Origin of the sequence: Streptomyces sp. CG 926 (assembly GCF_003148825.1) — a bacterium.
In the GTDB taxonomy this organism is placed as follows: Bacteria; Actinomycetota; Actinomycetes; order Streptomycetales; family Streptomycetaceae; genus Streptomyces.
Genome location: NZ_QGGZ01000003.1, coordinates 133,465 through 158,749, shown reverse-complemented (window position 1 = coordinate 158,749; position 25,285 = coordinate 133,465). Strand labels below are relative to the sequence as shown.

At 71.8% G+C, this 25,285-nt stretch carries 18 protein-coding genes and 1 tRNA gene; 13 read left to right on the top strand and 6 right to left on the bottom strand.

Annotation, left to right across the window (positions count from 1 at the left end):
- Window positions 1–140 precede the first annotated feature (140 nt).
- Both BCL76_RS09230 and BCL76_RS09225 read left to right on the top strand, forming a co-directional pair.
- Window positions 141–1,709: an alpha/beta hydrolase gene (locus BCL76_RS09230; protein ID WP_109779020.1), complete on the top strand. Its 1,569-nt coding sequence runs from the start codon at window positions 141–143 to the stop codon at window positions 1,707–1,709.
- A gap of 153 nt (window positions 1,710–1,862) precedes the next feature.
- Window positions 1,863–1,939, top strand: a tRNA-Thr gene (locus BCL76_RS09225).
- Window positions 1,940–2,193: 254 nt separating this feature from the next.
- Here the strand turns inward: BCL76_RS09225 and BCL76_RS09220 are convergent.
- Window positions 2,194–3,147: a helix-turn-helix domain-containing protein gene (locus BCL76_RS09220; protein ID WP_258309489.1), complete on the bottom strand. Its 954-nt coding sequence runs from the start codon at window positions 3,145–3,147 to the stop codon at window positions 2,194–2,196.
- Window positions 3,148–3,586: 439 nt separating this feature from the next.
- Here BCL76_RS09220 and BCL76_RS38490 point away from each other — a divergent pair, with 439 nt between their 5' ends.
- The 4 genes from BCL76_RS38490 to BCL76_RS09205 are packed head-to-tail and all read left to right on the top strand — an operon-like array spanning window position 3,587 to window position 5,746.
- Complete coding sequence (locus tag BCL76_RS38490; protein ID WP_146228349.1) at window positions 3,587–3,781, top strand: hypothetical protein; 195 nt, start codon at window positions 3,587–3,589, stop codon at window positions 3,779–3,781.
- A gap of 16 nt (window positions 3,782–3,797) precedes the next feature.
- Window positions 3,798–4,067 carry a hypothetical protein gene (locus BCL76_RS09215; RefSeq protein ID WP_146228348.1) on the top strand — a complete coding sequence of 90 codons (270 nt, stop codon included), beginning with the start codon at window positions 3,798–3,800 and terminating at the stop codon, window positions 4,065–4,067.
- Between the two features lie 9 nt (window positions 4,068–4,076).
- Entirely contained in the window at window positions 4,077–5,054 is a 978-nt protein-coding gene (locus tag BCL76_RS09210) for a hypothetical protein (protein WP_146228347.1), read from the top strand.
- Window positions 4,988–5,746, top strand: coding sequence for a VOC family protein (locus BCL76_RS09205; RefSeq protein WP_109779016.1), 759 nt, complete (start codon window positions 4,988–4,990; stop codon window positions 5,744–5,746). Before BCL76_RS09210 ends, BCL76_RS09205 begins: the two co-directional genes overlap by 67 nt.
- A 93-nt stretch (window positions 5,747–5,839) precedes the next feature.
- On the opposite strand, the gene BCL76_RS09200 is transcribed toward BCL76_RS09205, so the two are convergent.
- Entirely contained in the window at window positions 5,840–8,401 is a 2,562-nt protein-coding gene (locus tag BCL76_RS09200) for an AAA family ATPase (RefSeq protein WP_109779015.1), read from the bottom strand.
- A gap of 256 nt (window positions 8,402–8,657) precedes the next feature.
- Here BCL76_RS09200 and BCL76_RS09195 point away from each other — a divergent pair, with 256 nt between their 5' ends.
- From BCL76_RS09195 to BCL76_RS09165, 7 genes are read left to right on the top strand one after another with little or no spacing between them, the layout of a single operon-like run.
- Window positions 8,658–10,949, top strand: a complete 2,292-nt coding sequence (locus BCL76_RS09195) for a TOMM precursor leader peptide-binding protein (RefSeq protein WP_109779014.1) — start codon at window positions 8,658–8,660, stop codon at window positions 10,947–10,949.
- Window positions 10,950–10,968: 19 nt separating this feature from the next.
- Complete coding sequence (locus BCL76_RS09190; protein ID WP_109779013.1) at window positions 10,969–12,531, top strand: SagB family peptide dehydrogenase; 1,563 nt, start codon at window positions 10,969–10,971, stop codon at window positions 12,529–12,531.
- Window positions 12,528–13,340 (top strand): HlyD family efflux transporter periplasmic adaptor subunit, encoded by an 813-nt coding sequence (locus BCL76_RS09185; RefSeq protein WP_109779012.1) that lies wholly within the window; start codon window positions 12,528–12,530, stop codon window positions 13,338–13,340. Before BCL76_RS09190 ends, BCL76_RS09185 begins: the two co-directional genes overlap by 4 nt.
- A gap of 12 nt (window positions 13,341–13,352) precedes the next feature.
- Window positions 13,353–15,653, top strand: a complete 2,301-nt coding sequence (locus BCL76_RS09180) for an NHLP family bacteriocin export ABC transporter peptidase/permease/ATPase subunit (RefSeq protein ID WP_258309488.1) — start codon at window positions 13,353–13,355, stop codon at window positions 15,651–15,653.
- The gene (locus BCL76_RS09175; RefSeq protein WP_109779011.1) at window positions 15,650–18,604 is read left to right on the top strand and encodes an NHLP bacteriocin export ABC transporter permease/ATPase subunit; all 2,955 of its coding nucleotides are present in this window, start codon (window positions 15,650–15,652) and stop codon (window positions 18,602–18,604) included. Before BCL76_RS09180 ends, BCL76_RS09175 begins: the two co-directional genes overlap by 4 nt.
- Before the next feature lie 12 nt (window positions 18,605–18,616).
- Entirely contained in the window at window positions 18,617–18,943 is a 327-nt protein-coding gene (locus BCL76_RS09170) for a YciI family protein (protein WP_109779010.1), read from the top strand.
- Between the two features lie 44 nt (window positions 18,944–18,987).
- Complete coding sequence (locus BCL76_RS09165; protein WP_181382486.1) at window positions 18,988–20,952, top strand: carbamoyltransferase C-terminal domain-containing protein; 1,965 nt, start codon at window positions 18,988–18,990, stop codon at window positions 20,950–20,952.
- A gap of 80 nt (window positions 20,953–21,032) precedes the next feature.
- Here the strand turns inward: BCL76_RS09165 and BCL76_RS09160 are convergent, their stop codons facing one another.
- The 4 genes from BCL76_RS09160 to BCL76_RS09145 are packed head-to-tail and all read right to left on the bottom strand — an operon-like array spanning window position 21,033 to window position 25,205.
- Complete coding sequence (locus BCL76_RS09160; protein WP_109779008.1) at window positions 21,033–21,812, bottom strand: alpha/beta fold hydrolase; 780 nt, start codon at window positions 21,810–21,812, stop codon at window positions 21,033–21,035.
- Between the two features lie 2 nt (window positions 21,813–21,814).
- Complete coding sequence (locus BCL76_RS38870; protein ID WP_109779007.1) at window positions 21,815–22,807, bottom strand: Rieske 2Fe-2S domain-containing protein; 993 nt, start codon at window positions 22,805–22,807, stop codon at window positions 21,815–21,817.
- Entirely contained in the window at window positions 22,804–24,033 is a 1,230-nt protein-coding gene (locus BCL76_RS09150; RefSeq protein WP_109779006.1) for a flavin monoamine oxidase family protein, read from the bottom strand. Before BCL76_RS09150 ends, BCL76_RS38870 begins: the two co-directional genes overlap by 4 nt.
- Window positions 24,033–25,205 carry a cytochrome P450 gene (locus BCL76_RS09145; protein WP_146228346.1) on the bottom strand — a complete coding sequence of 391 codons (1,173 nt, stop codon included), beginning with the start codon at window positions 25,203–25,205 and terminating at the stop codon, window positions 24,033–24,035. The genes BCL76_RS09150 and BCL76_RS09145 overlap by 1 nt, the downstream gene beginning before the upstream one ends.
- Window positions 25,206–25,285 lie beyond the last annotated feature (80 nt).

The following is a 25,285-nucleotide window of genomic DNA, read 5'->3' as shown; positions in this document are numbered from 1 at the left end:
CTCACCCGTGCGGGCGAATCGGCCGTCGGGGCCGGGCAGCGCCCGGTCCGGGCCACGCCCGGTGCGGGGCACGGAAGGCGTGCGGCCGTCCGGCCCCGGTACGCCTGCTCATCGCCCCCGGCAGGACGTACGCTCCGAGGATGGACACCAGTCGCCTGCTGCGTACGACCGGAACCGTGATCGCAGCCGCCGGGTTGCTGCTCTCCGGGTGCACCTCGGGCGGGCTGGGGGACCCGGGGGCCGCCGCGCTGTCCCCATCGGAGTCCGGCGCGTCCTCGGCTCAGCCGTCGCCGGACGCCGCCGCGCTGCGCCCGTACTACGCGCAGAAGCTGACCTGGCGCGACTGCGGTGTCCCCGGCTTCCAGTGCTCCACCATGAAGGCCCCGCTGGACTACGCGAACCCCGGCTCCGGCCAGGACGTCGAGATCGCGGTGTCGCGCCGCACGGCCACCGGGCCCGGCAAGCGCCTCGGCTCGCTGGTGGTCAACCCGGGCGGTCCCGGCGGCTCCGGCATCGGCTACCTCCAGGCGTACGCGGGCATCGGCTATCCCGCGGCCGTGCGGGCCCGGTACGACATGGTGTCCTTCGACCCGCGCGGCGTGGAACGCAGCAGCCCCGTCGAGTGCCTCGGCGGCCCGGCCATGGACAAGTACACGCAGGTGGACCAGACGCCGGACGACCCGGCCGAGAAGGCGAAGCTGGTGGCCGCCTTCAAGGAGTTCGCGCAGGCCTGTGAGGCGAAGTCGGGGCGGGTCCTGCCGCACGTCTCCACCGTCGACGCGGCCCGGGACATGGACCTGCTGCGTGGGGTGCTCGGTGACGAGAAGCTCCACTACGTCGGGGCCTCGTACGGCACCATGCTGGGCGCCACCTACGCGGACCTCTTCCCGGACCGGGTCGGCCGGCTGGTCCTGGACGGGGCGATGGACCCCAGTCGGCCCGCGCTCGAAATGAACCGGGACCAGACGGAGGGCTTCGAGACGGCCTTCACCTCCTTCGCCAAGGACTGCGCCAAGCAGCCCGACTGCCCGCTGGGCAAGGGCGACCCGGACGCGGTGGCGGACCGCCTGAAGGAGTTGTTCCGCAAGCTCGACGCGCAGCCCGTCGCCACCGGCGACCCGAACCGTCCGCTGGGGGAGGCCCTGGCGGCGACCGGGGTGATCGCGGCGCTCTACGACGAGGCCGCCTGGCCGCAGCTGCGCGAGGCGCTCAGCTCGGCGATGAACGGCGACGGATCGGGGCTGCTGAGCCTGTCCGACAGCTACTACGAGCGTGAGGCGGACGGCACGTACGCGAACCTGATGTCCGCGAACGCCGCCGTCAACTGCATCGACCAGCCCGCGGCCTTCAGCGGCCCCGAGGCGGTGGACCGCGCCCTGCCGTCCTTCGAGAAGGCCTCCCCGGTCTTCGGCGCGGGTCTGGCCTGGGCCGCGCTGAACTGCACGTACTGGCCGGTGAAGGCCACGGGCAAGGCGAGGGAGCTGACCGCGAAGGGCGCGGCGCCGATCGTGGTGGTGGGCACGACCCGGGACCCGGCGACCCCGTACAAGTGGGCCCAGGCGCTGGCCGGCCAGCTCGAGTCGGGCACGCTCCTCACCTACGACGGCGACGGGCACACGGCATACGGCCGCGGCAGCGAGTGCATCGACACCGCGATCAACCGCTACCTGCTGGAGGGCAAGCCCCCGCAGGACGGCAAGAAGTGCTGAGACCACCGCCCCGGTAGGCCGGGAAAGCCCCGAAAAGTGGCCTGTGTCCCGCCCCCGCGAAACCTGGTTCGGGGCACCCGTCCACACCCTGTAGACTTGGCGCCGCTGCTGATGAGCGCCCCTCTTCGAGGGAATACTTGTCTGACCAGCGGTGCCGCCTTAGCTCAGTTGGCCAGAGCAACGCACTCGTAATGCGTAGGTCTCGGGTTCGAATCCCGAAGGCGGCTCCAGAGAAACCCCAGGACTCACTCGCCGTGACCTGGGGTTTTTCTTATGCCCCGGCGAGGCGGGGACGGTGCGCGACGATCTTCGCGCCCTCGTGTGAGGCCGTCGTGAGGCCGTCGTGAGGCCGTCCTGTCCGGGCACCGAGGAGTGGGGTGCCGGTGCGGCTCGAGGTGCACGTGGACGGCGGTCTCGTCGCGGCTGAGGTGCCTCGACGAGGTCCTGGTCCGGCGTGGGTGGCTGCGGGCGCCCCGGGGCGGCGTCAGAGCCAGCCGCGTTCGGCCGAGCGGAGGCCGGCGGCGAAGCGGCTGCGGGCGTCCAGGCGCTCCATCAGGTCGGCCATCATGCGGCGGACCGTGCGCAGGGAGAGGCCGAGCTTCACGCTCGCGGCGGCGTCGGTGAGTCCCTCGGCCAGGAGACGCAGGAGTTCCTGCTCCTGCCGGCTCAGGCCCTGTTCGTCGCGTTCGGGGCTGGCTCCGAGGGGGGCGGCGCCGGCCCACACCTGTTCGAAGAGCGCGACCAGGCCGGCGACGGCGCCGATTCCGCTGAGCTGGACCGCGCCCTTGCGGGAGTTTCCGGGGTCGACCGGGACCAGGGCCACGCGACGGTCGATCAGCAGCATCCGTAGCGGCAGGGCCGGGACGGTTCGCACCTGGCCGCCGCATTCGGTCAGCCACCGTGCGTACTCCGCCGTCACGGAGTCGTTGCGCACGCTGTCGAGATACACGGTCCGCATCATGACGCCACGTGACATGACATCGCGGTCCAGCGGCTTGCTGGCCTCCAGGCTCAACGCGGACTGTGCGCCACCGGGGTTGAAGGTCAGGCACTCCGAAGTGGCCTCGCGGGCCAGGTCCTTGATGCGCTCCTGCACGGCCTCGACGCCGATGAGGTGCTCGGCGTGCTGTTGGCGGCCGGCGTACAGATCGGCGTACTCGTCCAGGACGCAGGTGATGGCGGCCTGGCACCGCTCGAACTCCTCCTGCTGTCGCTGCAGTTCGAAGCGCTGCCGCTGGAGGAGGGTCTGCAGGCCGACCTTCGGGTCCAGCGGCACCATTTCGCCGGGGACGGCCGAGTGGGTCAGGAGCTTCAGCTCGGCCAGGTGGTCGAGAGATGTACGCAACTCGGCTTCCGACAGCCCCACTTGCTCGGCGAGCTCGGCCACACCCCAGCGGTGATTGGTCAGCATGAGGCGGTAGATCGCCTCCGTACGCATGTCAAGCCCCAACACCTCGAGCATGGCTCGCCCTACCCCCCCCTTGCATTGGCCTGAAGTCACCGCCCGCGTCATCATTCCTACCCTTCGCAATGCACCAACCATGATCAAGCAAACCGTAGGCCAAGAAGTTGTGCTTTTACGGGCAAAGGAAGTGCTTGATCGTGACAATATGTGACCAAAGGGACAGTTTGATCGGGTGGTTCTGTAGGGGGTCGCGCGGGGCGGAATGAATCGCTGATTCAAGGTTCAAGGATTCTGATTTGGCACTGAGGTGCCACCCGGCTTTTGCTGCCAGGCCCACCCCCTTCCCGTTGCAAAACAACTCACGCAGACTTGTGATCATCGGAGGGGCAATGCCCGCCGACCACGCGGACCACAGGCCTCGATTCCAGCGCCTGGCGTGCAGACACTTCGCTACAACCAACGGGGTACCACCATGTCTTCTTCCCTTTCCTTTTGGCGTGCCGCGGCAGCTTGCCTTTGTCTCGCCGCCGGCGTCGGCGCCGTTTCTCCGGCCGCCACCGCATCGGCCGTGACCGCCGGGGAAACGGCGGTGGCGGAGCGGGTCCACCCGTCGAATCTCAACTGGGATTTCGCTCCGGCCCACAACGCGAACCTCAACTGGGACTGAGGCCGCCGGCGTGCACATGACCGAGGTGACCATGGTCGCCGTCGACGGTGATGCCCGACTCGAACTCGACCCGGAGCTGCTCACGGCATTGCTCACGGGGACCTGCGCCCCGGCCGACCGTCCCGAGCACATCACCGTCCGGAGCACTCCAGGCCGCGTTGAGCTGGTGTTCTTCCATGCGACGGAGAGTCCGTGCGCGGCCGCGTCGGCCGTCTCGCAGACCTGCCGTCGGGCGATGGAGGCCGCTCGGCAGCTGGGCGGCTGGGCATGGGCGTCGGAGCTGTGAGATCGCCCCGTGTCCTCGCCGTGGTGCCGCACGCCATGGCCGCCACCGTTCGCCGCTGAACCGGAAGGGACCGCCGACGCCGACATGGATTCCCTCTGTCTTGAGTTCTTCGGTGCCGAGATTTCCGTCTCCACCACCACCGGCGACGTATCCGATCTGGAATTCCTCTTCGGTCCGCACGTCGTGCCCGACTCCGGAGCCGCCGACCGGCTCCGGGTCGAGTTCGGGTATCCGCGCCCGGGGCATTCCGTATCCGGCGACGCCTGGGCGGAGCTGGTGGTCCGACGTGACGACGGGCCCCCCTTGTTGCGCCGGGCATTCCGCGGCTGGAGCAATGTTCCGCCTCCCGTGCCGCCATTTTCCGTACTCCGCGAGCGGTTTTCGTTGGTGCAGGCGGTGGTGCTGGCCAAAGGGGGGACGACCGTCGCATTGATCGGCAGCCCGCACTCCGACCGCGAGGGTGTCGCCCTCGCGCTGGCCCAGCGCTCGTGGCGGATCGTTTCCGGCCAACTGCTCATCACCGACCGGACCGACGGAAACGTCATGCCGTATCACGTTCCGTTGGAATTCCGCGGTGCCACGGCCGTCGGCCTCCGGGCCGCCGGGCTCGCTCCGGGCACCTGGACATCCCGTACGTCACCCCTGACGGGGGAGGTCCTCATGGTGCGCCCGGAGGCTCTGGGCGACATCGTGCCCATCCGGGCGAGGCTCGGGCCGCCGGAGCTCTTCCGGCTGTGCCGGAGCGGCAACGAGGGCGCCCGGCTGGAGCCGTGGGACTTTCCCACGCAGACCTGGCCGCCGGAGGCCGCCGCGGAGATGGCGGACGTCCCTTCGTTCCGTCTGGAGCTTCCCGAGTCCGGTGGCGCCGAGGAAGCCGCCGGACTCATCGATCACCGAATGACCTCGGAAAGGCGAGAGCTGTGCCCAGACGTACCAGTTACCGGCCGGGCGTCCCCTGCTGGGTCGACTGCATCACTCCTGATCTGACGGGCGCCCAACGCTTCTACGGGGACCTCTTCGGCTGGGAGTTCGCCGACGAAGGCGGAAACTACCGACTGGCCGTCCTCGACGGGGAACTGATCGGCGGCCTGGGGACGGCGCCGCCCGGCCGCTGGAGCGGGGCCGCCTGGAACGTCTACCTGGCCACCAAGGACGTCGACCGGACCCGGGCCGATGTCGAGGACCTGGGCGGGACCGTCGTGATGGGACCCGTGCCGGCCGGCGAGGACGGACGGCTGTTCCTGGCCGTCGACCCGCAAGGAGCGCCGGTCGGTTTCTGGGAAGGACATCACGCCCAGGGCGTCGTCCTGGCCGACGAGGCCGGGGCCGTGTGCGGCCACGATCTCGTGGTGCCCGGGGCCGATGCCGCCGAGCGGTTCTACGGTGGCCTGTTCGGATTCCGTACCGGCCGACACCGGGCACAGGGGGTGGACGCGGCGGGCGACGAGGGCCGGCTCACCCTCGATCTGCACGGCACCGCGTGGGCCGGGCTCGTCGAAGACCCCGCGGCGCAACCGGGTTGGATCCCGTACATCGGCGTGCACGACCTCGTCGCGGCGGAGGCCGACGCGCTCGCCGCCGGGGCGCGGCTCGTGCGGCGGCCGACGGGGACCCGGACGGTGCTGCGCGACCCCTGGGGAGCCGTCTTCGGTATGACCAGGCCCTCCGCACAGGTCTGAATCACCGCGCGGGCGCCGGCCCCGACCGACGAAGCGGCGTGTGCACAGCCTCTCGGCTGTGCACACGCCGCTTTCTCGTATGTCGGGGAGCCCTCAGCCGCGTGGTGCGAGCCCCTCGACGGCGGCGGCCAGCTCGGGGCGGCCGACGATCCCGAGTTTGCGGTAGATCCGGCCCAGGTGGGTGTCGACCGTGCGCTTGCTGAGGCACAGTCGCTCGGCCACTTCGAGGTTGCTCAGGTTCATCAGGACGAGGTCGGTCACCCGGCGCTCGGCGGGGCTCAGTCGGACGGCCGAGGTCGAGGCCGCGCCCGCGGCTTCCGGCGTCGCGCTCCCCGGCGGGGGCCGATCCGGCGCCCCCGCACCGGACGTCCGGCGCGCGGTGGTGCCGACGGAATCCGCGACGATGGTCCGCGCGGCGGCGTACTCGCCCAGGCGCTGGTAGGAGTTGGCCGCATGGGCCCGCCAGGGAACGCAGGCCTGGTTGGCGATGCCCCGGGTGGCGAGCTGGTGCCCGCACTCCAGGAACAGCCGCAGCGCCTCCTGGTGGTCGCCCCGGGCGGCCGCGACGACGCCCTGCCCCTCCAGGATCACGCCCCGGATCAGAGGATGGACCTCGCTCGGGACCTCCATGCCCACCAGCGAGCCCGCCGCCTCCGCCACCTGACCGAGCCGCACCAGGGCGCGTGCCGCGCAGGCGGTCGCCGCGCCGTGCAGGCCGACGGCGTTGACGGCCCGGGCGAGTGAGGCGGCCTCACGGGCGTCGCGCAGACTCTCGTCCCACTTCTCCCGGCGGTAGGTCACCTCGCTCCGCACCAGCAACGCCAAGGCCAGTTCGGCGGGACTACGCAGTCGCCGTGCGGACCGGACGACCCAGGTGCTCCACCGCTCCGCCTCGGCCGGCCGGCCCGTCCAGGCGAAGGCCAGTACCGCGCCCACCAGCCCGGCGTCCGCACCGGCCGGGGACGCGGCCTCGGTGCAACGCACCGCCAGCCGGGCGGCGCGCAGGGGCGACCGGCCTCCGGCGGCCGTCATCGCGGCCAGGGCGCCGAGGAAACTCCAGCTCGCCGGGACGTTCTCGGCGGCGCGCAGTTCACGTACGGCGCGTTTCATGCCGACGCGGTGGCCGGCCAGCAGCGCCTGGGAGCCGAGTCGCAGCACCTGTTCGCGCGGGGCGTCCTCGACGGTGCTCAACGCGGCGGCGGCATCGGCGAAGTGCCGGGCCGCGGTCGTGGAGGTGACGGTGAGGGCGGGATGGGCCAAGGGCAGCAGGTCCCGGGCGCGGTCGGCCGGGTCGGCGGCGGCAGCGGCCGTCGTGGCGTGGCGCACGCACGAGGCGAGGTCCCGGTGCAGCTCCACGGCGCCCAGTCGGGCCGTGGTCTCCCGTAGCGCCATGGGGTCGTCGGACTCCGCGAGGGACCGGCGCAGGTAGCGCGCGGCGGTGTCCCATGCCCCGGCCGCGGCGGCCTCGTCGGCAGCCGTCCGTAGGATCGGCAGTGCCCAGGCGCGGTCGGCGGTACCCAGGGACATCAGGTGCTCGGCGGTCTGCGTGGCCGGGGCGCCGAGCCGGGCGAGCAGGGCGGCGGCTCGCTCGTGCAGGTCCAGGCGGTGGTCGGAGTCGATGCGGGACAGGATCGCCGTACGGACCAGCTCGTTGCGGAAGTGTTCCGGGGGCCCGGGGTCGAGCAGACCGGTGCGGCACAGCGCCGCCCGGGCCTGCGCGGCCTGGAAGTCGCCCTGGCCGGCCAGGATGGCCGCGGTCGTCGGATCGGCCCCGGGCCCGAGGATCGCGAGGCTGTTGAGCAGCTCCACCGCTGCCGGCCGGTACTGGTCGAGCCACGTCAACGTGGTGTCGGAGAGCGTCTGTGCGCCGATGCGCAGCACGTCGTCCAGGTTCGGTGACCCGGGCGAGATCGGCGCGGCGATCAGGCGCTTCGTCAGCTCCCGCAGCACCAAGGGGTTGCCCTGGGACAAGGTGTGGCAGGCGGCGGCGAGTTCGGCGTCGAGCGGGGCCCCGAACGCGGCGGCCATCAGTTCCGCGCTGCAGGTGTCGCACAGCGGACCCGGCCGGACCACCCGGGTGTACGGCAGGGCGCCCAGTTCGGCGGGCAGGTTCTCGTGGACGTCGGCGGACTCCGAGGAAACGGTGGCCAGCAATGCGACCGGGAGGCCTTCGAGGCGGCGGGCGATGTACGAGCACCACTGCAGCGAGGCTTCGTCGGCGAAATCGAGGTCGTCGATGGCTATGACCAGCGGCCGCGTCGTCGCCATGGAGCGGGTGGCCTGGAACAGATTCTGCAGAAGATGATGTGCGGCGGCGCCGTTCGCGGGAACGGCTGATTGGTCAAGGCTGTTCGGCAAATTCACGGAGAGGGGTTCCGGGGTGGCCCCGGAACTCCCGGACGCCGATATGAACGGGTCGAACAGCTGGCGCACGACGCCGTAGGGATATTCCTGCTCGTTCTCATGACATCGGGCCCGCAGAACGATGCTCTGCTGGGGCAGCCTCGCGAGGGCCGCACGGAGCAGCTCGGACTTGCCGATGCCCCGGGGTCCCTGGATCAACGCGAGCGCCGGACGGCCCTGAGCCGCCTCGTCGAGCACTTCCCCCAGTGCGGCCAACTCGCCTTCCCGATGCTGCAACTGCCCCGTCGGCACCGTAAATCATCCCCCGTCAGCGGCAGTCGACCGCAGCCATGATCATCGCATCCGCGACCACTGTAGTCCAGAACAGGTGCGGCCTTTCGAAAAGATACGTATGGCTTACGTATCGCGGCCCGCGATTACGTATCGACCCGCACATACCTAAGCGGCGCATCACCTCACGCTTTTCAGCATGTACATGGGTTTCAGCCACATGATTGGATGGCGAGCGAAATATGGAACACCGGGGATAAAGCAGGGGGAAAGCCAGATGGAGCGTCCGCGACTCAAGGCCCATTTCATCAGTGAAGTGGTCGACGGTTCGAAAGTCTTCCTGCTCGCCGAGGGAAAAGATTTCCTCGTCCAGGGGGCCGCGGCGGCCGCGGTGCTTCCGCACCTCGACGGCCGTAGGACCGTTGCCGAGATCGTGGGGGCGCTCGCCGGACAGCTGTCGATCACCGAGACCTTGACCGCCCTGCGTCGGTACGAGGCAGCCGGTCATCTGGCCGAGGGTCGTCCCGAGATGTCGGACGAGGCGCTGGCCTTCTGGGACGCCCAGGGCATCGACCCGCACCGGGTGGTGGCCGCCACCGCGGCCACCGAGCTGACCCTGGTCGCCGCAACCGGCCTGGACCACCGACCGGTGCTCGACGCGCTGGAGTCCAACGGCCTGCGGGTGCGTGTGGTCGGCTTCGACGAGGCGATCGGCTCGGCGGACGCCGGGGACGGCGACGGCCTGACCGTCGTCCTGGTCGACGACTACCTCGACCCGGAACTGGACCGCCTCAACACCGCGTACCTGGCCGCCGGCCGCTCCTGGCTGCCCGCCAAGCCCGCCGGTGTCGTGCCGTGGGTCGGCCCCTTCCTGCGCCCCGGCGAGACCGGCTGCTGGACCTGCCTGGCCCAGCGCCTCGGCGGCAACCGCCAGGTCGAGCGCTACCTTTCCGGCAAGCGCGGTGACCACACCCCCCGCCACCCCTCGCACGCGGCACTCCCCGCGAGCGCGACCCTGATCGCGGGCCTGCTCGCCGTCGAGGCCGCCCGGATCGTCGTCACCGGCACGTCCGAGTCCCTGACCGGCGTGATGCGCACCATGGACCTGATCACCCTGGAGAGCGCCGAGCACACCCTCGTACGACAGCCGCAGTGTGCCTCCTGCGGTGACCCGACGCTGGTCTCCGAGCGCAGCCCCAAGGTCGCCCTCACGGCGAGTCCCGCCCGGCACACCACGGACGGCGGTTACCGGATCCAGCCGCCGCAGCTGACGTACGACCGGCTGAAGCGGCACATCAGCCCCTACCTCGGCGCGATCACCAAGCTCGGCGCCCACGAGGAGACCGGCAACGGCGTCACCTACAGCTTCACCGCGGGCCACAACTTCGCGATGGTCAACGACAACATGGACCTGCTGCGCCGCAACATGCGCGGCCAGAGCGGCGGCAAGGGCCGCTCCGAGATACAGGCCAAGGTCAGCGCGATGTGCGAGGCCATCGAGCGCTACTCGGCGGTGTGGCGGGGCGGCGAGCCGGTCACCCGGGCCGCGTACGAGGACCTCGACCCGGACGTCGCCGTGCACATGGACGAACTGCTGGGCTTCTCCGAGGCGCAGGTCGCCGGCCGCGAGCGGTGGAACGCCGATCCCACCCACCGGCTCCACCTGGTTCCGGACCCCTTCCGCACCGATCTGCCGATCGACTGGTCCACCGGCTGGTCCCTGACCCGCGAGACCGAGCGGATGATTCCGTCCGGCTACGCCTGGTACGGCCACCCGGACCTCGCCGAGCACTTCTACTGCGTGGGCGACTCCAACGGCGGGGCCAGCGGAAACACCTTGGAAGAGGCCATCCTCCAGGGCTTCTGCGAGGTCGTGGAGCGCGACTCGGTGGCGCTGTGGTGGTACAACCGCCTGCGGGTCCCGGAGTTCGACCTGGACTCGCTGGACGACCCGTACGTGGACACCATGCGCGAGTTCTACGCGAGCATGGACCGCGACGTGTGGGTCCTGGACATCACCTCCGACCTGGGCATCCCCACCTTCGCCGCGGTCTCCGGGCGCCGCCACGACGTCGAGGACGTCATGGTCGGCTTCGGCTCGCACCCGGACGCGCGGATCGCCGCCGTCCGTGCCCTGACCGAGGTCAACCAGTTCCTGCCGTACGTGGACCGCCGCGACGCCGACGGCAACACCGTCTACCGGTCGGACGACCCGGAGACCCTGGCGTGGTGCAAGAAGGTCAAGCTGGCGGACGAGCCGTGGCTGACCCCCGACCCGGACCGGAAGCCCACCACGGTGGGTGACTTCGCCCCGCTGGTGGGCCATGACCTCGCCGACCACATCAAGGACTGTGTGTCCCGGGCCGAGGCCGCCGGCATCGAGGTGATCGTGCTGGACCAGACCCGCCCCGATCTCGACCTGTGCGTGGTCAAGGTCATCGCCCCCGGCATGCGGCACTTCTGGCGGCGGCTGGGCCCCGGTCGGCTCTACGAGGTCCCGACCCGCACCGGGCGGCTGGAACAGCCGCGTACCGAGGACGAGATGAATCCCTGGAATGTCTTCTTCTAGACCCGGCCGGACGGACATCATGACGACTGGGCAGACCGACCGAGCCCACCCGCAGCACCTGGAACACCCGCAGCACCCGCAGCACCTGGCCCACCCGGAGCACCCCGCCCGCACCGTGCACGCGGTCCTGCGGCTGCGGCGGGACGCGACGCTCCAGGAAGCCCCAGGCCCCGGGGCCGTCGCCACCGGGGCCTGGCTCCTGTCGGCCCCGGCCGGCGCCGTCGCCCTGCCGGACACCACTCCCGGACTGCTGGCGGTGCTGACCGCCCTCGCCGCCGACGACCAGGCCGAGGACCGGCTCGCTCCCCTCGTCACCGCGCACGACGGGGAATTCGGCCTGCTGCGCCTCCACATGCTGCTGCACAAGCTCGACGCCGCCGGCATGACGGAGCGCGCGGTACGGCTCGACGGTGAGTCGATCGCCCGGCTGCGCCAGGTCGGCCGCGGCCGCCTCGCGCTCCCGGCCGCTCCGGCCGCCGACGCCCTCGTCAAGCTGTCCCGGTTCGCCACCGCGACCGCCGAGGGCGGGCTGCTGGTGGTGCGCGCGCCGGGCAGCGCGCTCGCGCTGGAGCTCTCCCCGACCGCCGCCGCACTGCTCGGTGTCCTCGCCGACTGGAACAGCCCGGCCGGGGCGGCCAAGCTGTCCGGGCTCCCGGATCCGGCCGTGTCCCAGGTGCTGCGGCTGTGCGCGGCCGGTGGGCTGCTCGTCACCGGCGGGCCGGAACACGACCCGGAGACCGGGGAGCGCCGGCTCGCCCAGTGGTCCGCCGCCGACCTGGCCCTCCACTCCCGCACCCGGGGTCCGCGTACGGTCGCCGGCTACGGCGGCACCTACCCGCTCGGGGAGCGCTTCGGCCCCGAGCCGGCGTCCCGGGAGCCCTTCCCCGGACGGCGGATCGCCCTGGCCGTCCCCGACCTGGACGCCCGTGCGAGGAGCGAGGCCTCGTTGAGCGAGGTGCTGGAGCGGCGCAGGTCGATCCGCGAGCACGACGCGGACGCGCCGATCACCCTGGAGCAGCTGGGTGAACTGCTGTACCGCAGCATGCGGTTGCGGCAGACCTTCACCGGCGGCGACGGGCAGGAGCTGGCCGACCGGCCGTACCCGTCCGGTGGTTCCGTCCACGAGCTGGAGGTCTACCCGCTCATCACCGAGTGCGTCGGCGCCGAGCCGGGGCTGTGGCACTACGCGCCGGACCGGCACGAGCTGGAGCTGGTGGCCGAACCCGGCCCCGCCACGGCCGCGTTGGTGGAGTCCGCCCGGGGCAGCGCCCTGATGGACTCCGCTCCGCAGGTGACGCTGCTGGTCGCGGCCCGCTTCGGGCGGGTCATGTGGAAGTACGAGAGCGTCGCCTACTCGCTCGTCCTCAAGCACGTCGGCGTGCTCTACCAGACCCTCTACCTGGTCGGAACGGCCATGGGCCTGGCGGTGTGCGGCCTCGGCGGCGGGGACGCGGACGAGTTCGCGGCCGCCTCGGGCCTGGACCGGCACGTCGAGGGCACGGTCGGCGAACTCGTCGTCGGCAGCCGCCCGCGGACGCTGCGGCACAGCGCGGGAGTCCCACGCGGGGAGGAGCAGTCATGATGTTCCGCTTCAAGGCGCTCCAGCGGATGCGCGAGCCCGACGAACTGGACTCGCCCACCCTGCTGGCGGCGCCACGTGGCTGGATCGCGTTGTTCGTCGTCATGATCACCATGACCGCCGCGGTGATCTGGGCGTTCGCCGGCCAGTTGCTGATCAGTGTGAGCGCGCCGGGGATGCTGACCCGCCCGGGCGGCACGGCGCAGGTGCAGAGTCCCTTCACCGGCATGGTGCAGCGGGTGCTCACCCAGCCCACCGCCACGGTCACCGCGGGGCAGACGGTCATCGAGGTGCAGGATCCCGCCGGTCAGGTCCGCCGGATCACCAGCCCGTTCGCGGGCCACGTGGTCGGGCTGGCGGTCAGCGACGGCCAGATGATCGACGTCGGCTCCGCCGTCCTGACCGTGGAGCGCACCGACGTCTCCGGCGATCGCATGATCGCCATGGTGTTCGTGCCCGCCGACCGGGCCGCACGGCTCCATCCGGGCAACAAGGTGGACCTGGCCGTGTCCACGGCCCCGCCCGCCGCTTTCGGCCTGCTCCGCGGAACCGTCACTTCCGTCAGCCCCTACCCGCTGACGTCGCAGGCCCTGTCCGGCCTGGTGGGCGGCGAGCTGGCGGCGCGGCAGTTCGCCTCCGGCTCCGCGCCCCGGTTGGTCGTCGTGGACCTGGTGCGCGACGAGAACACCCGCTCCGGCTTCGCCTGGTCCAACACCAGCGGCCCCCAGACGGCGCTGACCACCCAGGTGGGGGTGTCGGCCACGATCAATCTCGGCAAACAGACCCCGTTCAATCTGATCCTCGGACGCTGAGGGGACATCGCCATGACGCAGAGCACCCTGGCCAAGCCCCCGGCCGAGCCCCCGGCGAAGGACACGACCCCGCCCGCCACCCGCGGACCCGACCGGCCGGGCGGCTGGCGCCGACGGATGCCGCTGCCCCGCATGCGGCCCTGGCGCCACAAGGTCCCCACCGTCATGCAGATGGAGTCGGTGGAGTGCGGCGCGGCCTCCCTGGCGATGATCCTCGCCCACTACGGACGCCACGTCCCGCTCGAAGAGCTGCGCGGCGTGTGCGGGGTGTCCCGGGACGGCGCCAACGCCGCCACCGTCCTGGCGGCGGCCCGCCAGTACGGCATGACCGCCCGGGGCTACCAGACCGAAGCGGAGAACCTGAAGGACCTCGACCGCCCGGTCATCATCTTCTGGGCCTTCCAGCACTTCTTGGTCGTCGAGGGCGTGCGCACCCAGTACGGCAAGACCGTCGTGGCCGTCAACGACCCCGCCGGCGGGCCCCGGCTGATGGCCTGGGAGGAGTTCGACTCCGGCTTCACCGGAGTCGTCCTGTCCTTCGAGCCCGGCCCGGACTTCGTGCGCGGCGGTACCCGTACCAAGGTCGGCGCCGCGCTGCTGTCGCGTCGGCTGCCCTCGGGGCGGGCCCTGCCGCTCGTGCTGATGGCCAGCGCGCTGCTGGTCGTTCCGGGCATCGCCACCCCCGCCTTCACCCGGGTCTTCATCGACCGGGTCCTGGCGGGAGGATCGGCGGGGTACCTGGTGCCCCTGCTGCTCGCCATGATGTTCACGGCGCTGTGCGTCTTCGTCCTCACCTCCGTGCAGCGGCACTACCTGCTGCGCCTGGAGATCCGGATGGGGCTGGTCTCCTCGGCCCGCTTCTTCCGCCATCTCCTGCGGCTGCCCGTCGACTTCTTCATGCAGCGACGTCCCGCCGAGGTGGCCAACCGGGTCGCGGGCAACGACGTCGTGGCCGAGATCCTCTCCCGGGACCTCGCCCTCACCGTCGTCAACCTCGTGCTCGTGGTGTTCTACGCCGCCCTGCTGATCCACTTCGACGTCCTCCTCGGCGCCATCGGTGTCGGCATGGCGCTGCTGAACATCGTGGTGCTGCGCTGGGTCGCCCGGGCCCGTACGGACGCCGTGGTGGCGCTGCGCACCGACCGCGGCAACCTCACGGCGACCACCTTCACCACCCTCAGCCAGATCGAGACGGTCAAGGCCACCGGCGCCGAGCCCGATGCCTTCAGCCGCTGGGCGGGCTTCCTGGCCAAGGTCATCTCCGCGAAGCAGCAATTGGGCGTCCCGACGGCCGTGCTGATCGTGGTGCCCCCGATGCTCGCCTCCCTCAACAGCGGGTTGATCCTGCTGGTCGGCGGTCAGCGGGTGGTGGACGGCGCGATCAGCGTCGGCATCCTGGTCTCCTTCCAGACCCTGCTCGCCGCGCTCAGCCGCCCGGTCACCCAGCTCACCAACCTCGGCGGCCGGCTCCAGGACGTCACCGCCGACATCAAGCGGCTGTACGACGTCGAGCACTATCCGGCCGACACCTCCTTCGACGTTCCGGAGGACCCCTCGCGCACCGGGCGCCTCGACGGGCACCTGGAGTTCGAGGACGTCACCTTCGGCTACAGCCCGCTGGCCGCGCCGTTCATCAAGGACCTGTCCTTCTCCGTGGTGCCCGGCCGCCGGATCGCCGTCGTCGGCAGCTCCGGCAGCGGGAAGTCGACCCTCGGCAGGCTGCTCACCGGTCTGTACGCGCCGTGGTCGGGCCGCATCCTGCTCGACGGCCGGCCCCGCGAGGAGATCTCGCGCACCGTGCTCGCCGCCTCGGTCGCCTATGTCGACCAGGACATCTCCCTCTTCGAGGGCAGCGTCCGGGACAACCTCGCGCTGTGGAACGACGACGTCCCCGACGACGTCATCGTCTCCGCGCTGCACGACGCCGCCATCTTCGAGACGGTCATGGCCCGCCCCGGTGGTCTGCACTCCATGGTCTGGGAGGGCGGACGCAACTTCAGCGGCGGCCAGCGCCAGCGCCTGGAACTCGCGCGCGCCCTGGCCACCCAGCCCACCCTGCTCATCCTGGACGAGGCCACCAGCGCCCTGGACCCGGAAACCGAACGAGTCATCATGGACAACCTGCGCCGCCGTGGCTGCGCCTGCCTGACCATCGCCCACCGCCTGTCCACCGTGCGGGACGCCGACGAGATCATCGTGCTCGACAAGGGGCAGATCGCCGAACGCGGCACCCACGAGCACCTGCTGGCCCGCGGCGGCCACTACGCCGGTCTCATCGATTCGGTCCGCACCGCCGAAGGGGGCGACCTGTGATCACCTCCGCGTTCGCGCCGTTCTTCTCCGACGCGGCCACCCCCGCCGACCTCGACACCGACCCGTTCACCGTCCTGGACGACGTACGCCGCGTGCTGCTGGTGGAGTCCGGCGCCGTGGACCTGTTCGCGGTCCGCCTGGTGGACGGAGTACCCACCGGGCGCTGGAACTTCCTGGCCCGTGTGGAGGCCGGAGCCCTGCTCATGGGATCGCCGTCCGGACCGCGGCACGGCATCGTCGGCCGGCCGGTGCCCGACACTGTGCTGTCGTACCTGCCGCTCTCCCACCTCGAAGGCCTCTCGGCCCGCCGAGCCGCCTGCGACACCCCGTCGGGGCTGGCGGTGCGCGCCCTGTCCACCGAGGCCTACCGGGACGCGGTGCAGCAGTTCCTGGACGGCCTGGAGCAGGGCATCGTGGCTCTCGCCCAAGCGCTGCGCGACACCTTGCCGCCCCGTGAGTTCGTCCCCCTGTCCACCGACGGGCCGACCGAGCTCGCCGCCGGAGCGGCCGTGCGTTCGGTGGACGGTGTCCGTTGGGTGCGGGTGGAGGAGGGCTCGGTCGAGCTCGGCGAGGGCGTCTCCGGGCGGCTCACGACCGGTATGGAGACCTGCCTCACCCAGCGCGACTGGCTGATCGCCGACTCACCCGCCCGGCTGCGGGCCCGTTCCTCGCGGGAACTGCTCGACGAGGGAGCCCTCTGGGGACTCCTGCTCGCCCACGCGACCCGCCTGCTCTACACCGTCGACCGGCGCATCGAGGGCCAGCGCGGCCTGGAACGCCAGGCCCTCGACGTCCGCCAGGCCCACGAGGCCGGCACCCTGGCCACCACGGCCCGCAGCTTCGAGGCCGTCCTGCACGACACCGAGGCCCGGATCCGGCTCGCGGACGTCGCCGCGGACCCGCCGACGCTGGCGGCCGCCCGGCTGGTCGCCGCGCACCAGGGTTTCACCGTCAAGGCACCCCTGGTCGGCAGCGGTCACGGCCGCAACCTGGACGACCTCCAGTCCATCGCCCACGCCTCCGGTGTCCGCACCCGAGCCATCCGGCTGGACGGCCGGTGGTGGCGGACGGACTTCGGCCCGGCGATCGGCTACCGCAAGGTGGGCGATCAGCCGGTGGCGCTGCTTCCCATCGGCGGCCGCTATGTGCTGGCCGAGGCGGGCAAGATCACCGAGGTGACCGGCAAGCTCGCCGAGGAGCTGCAGACCAAGGCCGTCATGCTCTACCAGCCGCTGCCCTCCGCGGTCCGGTCGATCAGCGGGCTGCTGCGCTTCGGTATCCGCAGCAACCGGCGCGACCTGTGGATGTTCGCCTGGACGGCGGCCCTGGCCGCCCTGGTCGGCCTGCTGGTCCCGGTCATGACCGGGCAGGTCCTCGGCACCTTCGTCGCGCAGGCCCAGCGGGGTCTGATCGTCCAGGGTTCGCTGGTGGTGATCGGCTCGGCCCTGGTCGTCGCGGCGCTGTCCATCGTCCAGAACATCGCCGTCCTGCGCATCGAGAGCCGATCCACCGCCGCCATGCAGGTGGGCGTCTGGACCAAACTGCTCTCCTTGCCCACGTCCTTCTTCACCCGCTATTCCACCGGGGAACTGGGCACGACCGTGCTCGGTGTCAGCGCCGCCCAGGAAATGCTCTCGGGCATGATGACCAGCGCCACCCTGGGCTTCATCACCGGCTCCGCCAATCTCGTCCTCGTCTACTTCTACGACCTGCGGCTCGCGCTGCTGGCCACCGTGCTGGTGCTGGTCGGAGCGGTGTTCGCGTTGGTGGCCGGACGGATCGAGGTGCGCTGGCAGCGCAAGCTCTACGCACACGAGCAGAAGCTGTCCTCGCGGGTCTTCCAACTGCTCACCGCCGTACCCAAGCTCAGGGTCACCGCCGCCGAGGACCGGGTGTTCGGTGTCTGGGCCTCGGAACTGGCCAAGGGCCGCAGCCTGGCCGCCGCGTCCCGGCGGGTGCAGAACATCGTGACGACCTTCAACGCCGGTTTCCCGCTGGTGTGCTCGGTCATCATCTTCGCGGTGATCGGCGGGCCGCTGCAGGACCAGGTGCCCATCGCGGCCTTCCTCTCCTTCTTCGCGGCCTTCAACCTGCTCCTGGCCTCCAGCCTGCAGTTCACCTCGGCGGCGATCACGGCGATGGGCGTCGTACCGCTGCTGGAGAAGCTGCGCCCGATCCTGGAGACGGCACCGGAGGTCGACCGGTCCAAGGCCGCCCCGGGGGACCTCTCCGGCCGGCTCGACCTCAGTCGGGTCTCCTTCCGCTACGGCGACGACGGCCCGCTCGTGCTGGACGACGTCACCCTCTCCATCGCGCCGGGCGAGTTCGTCGCCATCGTCGGCTCCTCGGGCAGCGGCAAGTCCACCGTGCTGCGGCTGCTGCTGGGCTTCGAACAGCCGGTGTCGGGCACGGTGCTGTACGACGGGCAGGACCTGGCGGAGCTGGAGGTCTCGGCCGTCCGCCGACAGTGCGGCGTCGTGCTGCAGAACGGCTCGCTGCTCGCCGGCGACATCAAGGCCAACATCATCGGCAGCAGCAGCCACACCCTGGACGACGCCTGGGTGGCGGCATCCATGGCGGGCATCTCCGACGACATCTCGGCCATGCCCATGGGCATGAATACCGTGCTCTCCGAAGGGACCAACACCCTCTCCGGCGGACAGCGCCAGCGGCTCATGATCGCCCGCGCCCTGGTCGCCCGCCCCCGCATCGTCTTCTTCGACGAAGCCACCAGCGCCCTGGACAACCCGACCCAGCGGCTGGTCGCGGAGAGCACCCGCAAGCTCAGCGCCACCCGGATCGTCATCGCCCACCGGCTGTCGACGGTGGCCGACGCCGACAAGGTCATCGTCCTCGACCAGGGACGGATCGTGCAGCAGGGCCGCTACGAGGAACTGCTCGCCGACGAGAACGGCCTGTTCGCCCGCCTGGCCAGCCGCCAGGTCTCCTGAGGAAGGATCTTCATGGAATTCGCACTGCTCGTCTACGGCGAAGAGCGCGCATGGGACGACATGTCTCCGACCGAACGCCAGGAACGGTACGAGGCGAACCGCGCCTACGGCCGTGACCTCGCCGAGGCGGGGGTGCGGGTGCGCTACGGCGCCCGGCTGGCCCGCCCCGACGGCGCTGCCGGGGAGGACCGCGCGACGCCCGGCGAGCTGGAGCTCGGCGGCCTGTGGCTGATCGAGGTGGCCACCGAGGAAGAAGCACGGGAGTGGGCCCGGCGGATGCCGGTGGGCCCCGGGAACGCGGTCGGGCTGCGCCGCTGCGATCGTCCCGGCGCCTCCTGAACACCCCGATGAACCCACCGGACAGCAAGCAGAGGAGCAGTGCCGTGGCCGATCGGCATGACGTCGAGTACTTCCTTTCCGGCTACCTGACACCGCCGGGTCCCACCGCCGTGCTGTCCGCGCGCCACGACCAGAACGTCGCCCTGTGGCGACGCGGCGGCCGGGCCGTGGAGCTCGTACGCGTCTGGGAACTCGAACGGGTCAGTGGCCACAAGCACCACCATCAGCCGCTCTACACCCCCGCCCGGGCCGAGGCGTTCCTGAACGGACTGCTCGCCACCGAGGGCCTGGACCTGTCGGACATCAGCGCCTCCTGGGGCACCCCGGGCCTGCCCGGCCACGCGGAGATCCCGGTCCCGGCCGGCGCCGAGGACTTCCCCCTCCACAGCCTCGGTCATCTCTTCAGCGGCCTGCTGATGGACAGCGCGCTGTTCAAACGGGAGACGATCATCGCGATGGCCGTGGACGGCGGCCCCGACTTCGTCCAGGACCGGGAGACCAAGAGCGCCTGGTACGCCGGGTGCGTCTCCGTCCAGGGACGGCCGGCCTTCGCCCCGGTGGAATCCCCCGGCCCCCTCTACACGGCGGCCGAGACGATCTTCGGCAAGGAGCCGGGCACCCTCATGGCCCTGGCCTCGGCCTGCCGGACCCGGATCGACCTCGACGTCGAAGCGGTCATGGCCGGCGTCGAGCTGTTCGGCGGGCGGCGGGCACCGTGGCAGGACGCCCACCGGGTCGTCGCCTCGATCGTGTCCGAGGCCCGCCGGCAGCTGGCGGGCAAGGAGCTGGACCGGGAGTTCACCGACGAGGAGAACCTGCAGAGCGCCGTCATGGAGGTCGTCCAGCGGTGCTGCGAGCTGGTCGCGGTCCGCAACGTCGAACGCCTGCTGGCGATCGGCGGCGTCCGGGCGGAGGACGCCTACCTCTCCACGAGCGGCGGTTTCGCGCTGAACTGCCCCGCCAACTCCCTGCTGATGGACCGTTTCGGCTTCAAGGGCCTGCTCACCCCGCCCTGCGCCAACGACTCCGGCCAGGCACTGGGACTCGGGCTGCTCGCCCTGTACGGGACCGGCGCCCTGGACAGCGCCGACATCCTGATCGAATCGGCCTACTACGGCAACGAGTTGCGTGACGTGGACGCCGCGCTGGCGGAGTTCGCGCCGTGGATCGAGGAGGTCGGCGACTTCTCGCCCGAGCGGTTCGCCGAGGACCTCGACGACAGCGTCGTCGCCTGGGTGGACGGCGCCGCCGAGATCGGCCCCCGGGCCCTCGGCCATCGCAGTCTGCTCGGCGACCCCCGGTCGACGAAGGTCAAGGACCTGCTCAACGCGTACAAGCAGCGGCAGTGGTGGCGCCCGGTCGCCCCGATCGTGGCGGCCGAGTACGCCCCGGACTGGTTCGACGGCGACCGGCCGTCCCCGTACATGCTGGAGACCGTCCAGGTGCGGCCGGAGGTACGCGACGCCGTACCGGCGATCGTGCACCTGGACGGATCGGCGCGCCACCAAGTCCTCACCGCGGCGGCCAACCCGCTGCTGCACCGCGCGATCGGGGCGTTCCACGCCCGGACCGGGGTGCCGATCGTGTGCAACACCTCGCTCAACGACCGCGGCGAGCCGGTCGTGGACACCGCGGCCGAGGCGCTGGTCTTCTGCATCCGCAAGGGCCTGCGGATCGCCTACCTCGGCGGCCGGCGGATCGTCCTGCGCGCCGCCCCCGTCCCGGACACCGCCCCGCCCACCGCGCCACGGGAGCGGAGCACCGCGTACTTCGCCGGCCAGGAGCAGGACCGGGACGCGCTGTGGCAGGGCTGGCTGGACGAGGGCTACACGGAGGAGGGCATGTTCCTGCTCTCCCGCTCGCCCGATCTGCGGGCCGAGCTGGGCTCCTCCACCGTGGAGCGGGTCAACGCCCTCGGCGCGTACGAGGCCGCCACCGGCCCGGGCCACGCGCTGATGGTGCGGCGGTTCCGTACGGCGCACGGCCCCGAAGCCTCGTCCGACCGCTGAGACCCGCCCATGCCGACGGCCCGCGGACGGGAGTCCGCGGGCCGTCGGCATGAGGGGGGAACGGAAGCCGGGTCGGTGGTTCAGCCGGCGTGGAGCAGGTGCGCCGCGAGGTCGGCCGCGACGGCCTCGGGCCGCTCCAGCAGCGGCAGATGACCGGACCGGGGCAGCGTCACGACCTTGCAGTCGGCGACGTTGTCGCGCAGCAGCTCGGCGTTGCGGACGAAGGCGGGCATGTCCTCGTCGCCGATGAACACCAGGGTCCGGGCCCGGATGCGGGCCAGGTCCGCCGGGCTGTGGCGGTGCGCGGACAGCGTCATCATGGCGCCGCTGTCCAGTTCGGCCCAGGAGTGCCTGACGATCACCGAGCGCAGCGCGGCGCGCAGCTCCGGGTGCCGTTCGGTGCCGCGGAAGATGTCGGGGGGCGAGGCCATCCACAGATCGGCCATCCGCTCCCCGGGGCCGGCGAGCGGCTTGAGCATCATCAGCTGCTGGTAGCGCCGCCGGGCGTCGGCGTCCGGGGCCGCGCCCGCCAGGGTGGGCGCGGCGGCCACCAGGGCGTGCACCAGCTCGGGTTCGTCGATGGCCAGTTGGAGGGCCACGGACGAGCCGTACGAGAGCGAGACGATCCGGTGGGCCTGCTCGGCCCGGACGATCTCGGCGATCTGCCGCGCCAGAGCGGGCAGGGTCAGCCCGCGAGGAATGGGGTCGGAGCCGCCGTGGCCGGGCAGGTCGACGCCGATGTGCCGCCAGCCGGGCAGGAGTTCCCAGAGCGGCTCCCAGGTGCTGGAGTCCATGGTGTAGCCGTGGATCCACAGCACGGCGGGGCCGCTGCCGGACGTGCGGACGGACAGCTGGTTCATGATCAGTTCACTTCCTCGAAGCCTTCGCAGAACTCGCGGAAGGCGATCACCGGCTCGTCCCGGGCGTCGTAGCGCACGGGCGCGTGCGGATCCAGGTGTTCCCAGACGGTGAGGTCCTCGGCGAGCGCGCGTTCGCTGCCGACGATCAACATCCGCAGGTCGCTCTCCCGGCCGGGGACGACCCCGACCGCCACCCGGGCGACACAGCCGTCCGGGGTGGGCGTGGCTCCGGTGACCAGGACGTGCACCTGTCCGGGCGGCCCGAACTCGGTGACCACCAGGCCCGGGCTGAAGGCGCGTGCGTAGAACCGCGGTACGTACTCCCGTCGTGTGTCGCCGTTACGCATCGCCCGCCACTTGGCCTCCGCCCGGGCGAGATCGCTCTTCCAGGGGGAGTTGCGCATCGGGAACGTGCCCTCGATGGCCAGTTCACCGTTCTCGGTCGGCACGATGTCCATGCCTTCGACGGCTTCGACCTTGTGCAGGGCGGTGAAGTGGTCCGTGTCGAAGGCGTTCTCGATGATGAGACCGGACGGAGCGGCGACCGGCAGGACGACCGCCTCGACCAGCGGGTGGCTGACGGCGATCTCCTTGATCACCTTCTCGAACCCTCGGTCGTCCCGCGCGGTGTCGCCGAGCCGGGCGAAGACCGCCTCACCGGCCCGGAGCACCTGGTGCTCGGCGACCGACCAGCGCTTGGTCTCGTCGCCGAGCGCGATGCGCTTGCCGTGGAAGGGGCAGACCAGGCAGTTGCCGTCCAGCGTGCCGCCGTATCCCAGGTGCGCGCCCCGGTGCGGGCAGTTCGCGTCGAAGAGCCGTACGTCGTCGCCGTCGCGGACCGCCACCAGGCGGCGCGGGCCGATCGCCAGCGGGGTCACCTCGGCGGTGAGTTCGGACAGGAAGGCCACCAGGTGCCAGCCGGAGTGCACCGTTCGGGAGTACGCCCCTTCGCGGCGCACCGCCGCCGGCCGCCCGGCCTCGGATCGTACGGTCATCGTGCCTCTCCCGACAGGATCTGTGCGGCCGCGCGCTCGCCACTGGCGATCGCCCCCTGGACCCAGGGAAGTTGACGGCCGCAGACGGTCGCCTCTCCGGCGAAGAACAAGGTGCCCTCGATCGGTTCGGCCCACCGGACGGACGCGTCCCGCGCGCCGGTCCTGGGAGCCGTGAAAGCTCCGCCCGACCAGGGGTCGTTCCCCCAGTCGGCCGCCTCGGTGGCCACCACCCGCGCGGACCGGGTCCACGGCATGGACCGGGCCAGCAGCGCCGTCAGGCCGCCGCTTCCTCGTACGGCGGACCGTACGGCGGCGGCGGCCGTGGCCTTGGCCACGATCAGCACCTCCGGCCGGCCGGCCCGGCTGCGGGCGAATCCGCCCAGGCCGTCCACGTCGAACACCACCGCGGACTCCGGCGCGGGCGCGGAGAGGGTGACGACCACGCAGTAGCCGTCACCGGCCGGCAGGTCCTTCGCCGCCTGCCACTTGGCCGCGGGCAGCCCGACGATCCGCAGCCGGCCGCTCGCGACCACCTGCGGAGGAACGGTGACGACCGCCGCACCGGCCTGCAACAGGCCCTGCGCGGTGCGGGCCCGTACCTGTCCATCGGAGCAGTCGAGCTCGTCCACCGGGCAGCCGAGGCGTACGTCGAGGCTCTGCGCGAGCTGCTCGGGAAGCCGGTCGAAACCGCCGCTCACCGCGAACTCGCCGCCACCGACGGCATCCGCGTGGTGCGCGGCGGCCACCGCCGAGGCGCTCACCTCGTCCGGTTCCGCTGCCCAGTTCTGCCGGTACCACTCCCGTGCCGCGCGCTCCTCGGCACCGTCGGCGCCCCGGGAACGCAACCAGTCGCCGACCGACACGTCCGCATCGGTCCGCGCCGCGTTCAGCTCGGCCTCCAGTGCCCACGGGCCGCGTCGGCCACGGGCGAGCACTCCCATCTCCGCCGGCGCGCCGTCCTCGACGACCCGGGCCGCGACGTCGCGCGGCACGCTCTCCATGCGGTCGCTCCCCATGAGGGTGTGGACCGGGTTGCGGACGCCGTGGACCACCTGCGCGCCGAGTTCGAGAGCGGGTCCGCCGTCGGCCGGACGGAAGGTGCGGATCCGTCCGCCCACCCGTGCGCGGCCCTCGTGGACGACGACGCGCAGGCCTGCCTCGGTGAGGCGGCTCGCGCAGGTCAAACCGCTGATTCCCGCGCCCACGACGAGGACGTCGGTTCGCATCAGGCCTCCATGTGGTTCGTGTTCCGGCCGCAGGTGGCCGAAGGGCGCGGGTCCAGTTCCAGCGGATACTCCGCGAGGCGGCGAGGCAGCACGCAGTCGTCCCAGCGGGCGCGGTCCTGGTGGGCCGAGACGCCCGGGAAGCGGCGTAGCAGACGGGGCAGCAGCAGGGCCCCGGTCCGTCGGACCAGCACGGCCGCCAGGCAGAAGTGCGGCCCGCCGCCGAAGGCCAGGTGGGGATTGGGGGACCGGTCCAGGAGCGGCTCGTCGGGGCGCTCGAAGACCGCCGGATCCCGGTTCGCGGCCGCGAGCACGGCCAGCACCCGAGCGCCGGCGGGCACCCGGCCGCCGGGCAGTTCCACCTCCCGCGTGGTGACGCGCGCGGTGAACGGGATCGGGGCCTCCAGACGCAGGAGCTCGTCCACGGCGGTGCCGGCCGCACGGTCGTCGGCCCGCCGCAGGTACTCCACCGCAGCCGGGCGGGGCAGCAGCCAGTACAGGGCGTTGCCCACCGTCTCGGCCAACGGCTGCCAGCCGCCGACGACGGCGAGGCCCAGGATGCCGAGCATCTCGGGCCTGGTCAGCCGGTCGTCGGCGGCGAGCCGGGACAGCGGGCAGTCGAATCCGGTCGCGGCGTGGCGCCGCGCCACCGCGTCCAGGTAGCGGCTCAGCTCACCCATGGCCGCCCGGCCCGCGGCGGCCGCGGCCGGTCCCGCCATCGGGTCGAGGTTGACGGAGACCGCGCGGGCCAGCTCCTCGAAGCGCGGGCGCTCGGCGTCCGCCAGCCCGAAGAGTCGCGCGTAGACGGCGGTGGCCAGGGGCTGTCCGATGTCGGTCGCCGCGTCCAGCTCCCCGGCCCGACCGGCCGATCGCTCCAGCAGGGCGTCGACCTCACGGCCGATCCCGTCCGCCACCGACCGGATCGCCTCCGGGCCGAGCAGCAGGCCGCCCGGGGCGCGCAGCCGGTGATGGTCGGGTGCGTCGGTGGTGAGCATCGACGGAGGGAGGGCGTCGTCCCTGGCACGCCCCTGCTGACCCTGGGCCGCGGAGAAGGCGTCGCTCCGCAGGGCCGCCGAGCAGTCCGCGTGGCTGGTGAGCAGCCACATCCGGGTGGCGGGGTCCTGGTACACCGGGGCGTACGTCCGCAGCCACCGGTACGCCGGGTGGGGGTCCACCCGTCCGATCGGCGAGAACGGATGAGCGAGGTGGCCCGGAAGGCGAAGGGTGGCTGAGGACACGACGGTTCCTGTCTGGG

What these genes read in the sequence shown, in the direction of transcription:
- BCL76_RS09230 (WP_109779020.1), top strand. Translation starts at nt 141, where the DNA reads ATGGACACCAGTCGCCTGCTGCGTACGACCGGAACCGTGATCGCAGCC.
- BCL76_RS09220 (WP_258309489.1), bottom strand. Translation starts at nt 3,147, where the DNA reads ATGCGTACGGAGGCGATCTACCGCCTCATGCTGACCAATCACCGCTGG.
- BCL76_RS38490 (WP_146228349.1), top strand. Translation starts at nt 3,587, where the DNA reads ATGTCTTCTTCCCTTTCCTTTTGGCGTGCCGCGGCAGCTTGCCTTTGT.
- BCL76_RS09215 (WP_146228348.1), top strand. Translation starts at nt 3,798, where the DNA reads ATGACCGAGGTGACCATGGTCGCCGTCGACGGTGATGCCCGACTCGAA.
- BCL76_RS09195 (WP_109779014.1), top strand. Translation starts at nt 8,658, where the DNA reads ATGGAGCGTCCGCGACTCAAGGCCCATTTCATCAGTGAAGTGGTCGAC.
- BCL76_RS09190 (WP_109779013.1), top strand. Translation starts at nt 10,969, where the DNA reads ATGACGACTGGGCAGACCGACCGAGCCCACCCGCAGCACCTGGAACAC.
- BCL76_RS09185 (WP_109779012.1), top strand. Translation starts at nt 12,528, where the DNA reads ATGATGTTCCGCTTCAAGGCGCTCCAGCGGATGCGCGAGCCCGACGAA.
- BCL76_RS09180 (WP_258309488.1), top strand. Translation starts at nt 13,353, where the DNA reads ATGACGCAGAGCACCCTGGCCAAGCCCCCGGCCGAGCCCCCGGCGAAG.
- BCL76_RS09170 (WP_109779010.1), top strand. Translation starts at nt 18,617, where the DNA reads ATGGAATTCGCACTGCTCGTCTACGGCGAAGAGCGCGCATGGGACGAC.
- BCL76_RS09160 (WP_109779008.1), bottom strand. Translation starts at nt 21,812, where the DNA reads ATGAACCAGCTGTCCGTCCGCACGTCCGGCAGCGGCCCCGCCGTGCTG.
- BCL76_RS38870 (WP_109779007.1), bottom strand. Translation starts at nt 22,807, where the DNA reads ATGACCGTACGATCCGAGGCCGGGCGGCCGGCGGCGGTGCGCCGCGAA.
- BCL76_RS09150 (WP_109779006.1), bottom strand. Translation starts at nt 24,033, where the DNA reads ATGCGAACCGACGTCCTCGTCGTGGGCGCGGGAATCAGCGGTTTGACC.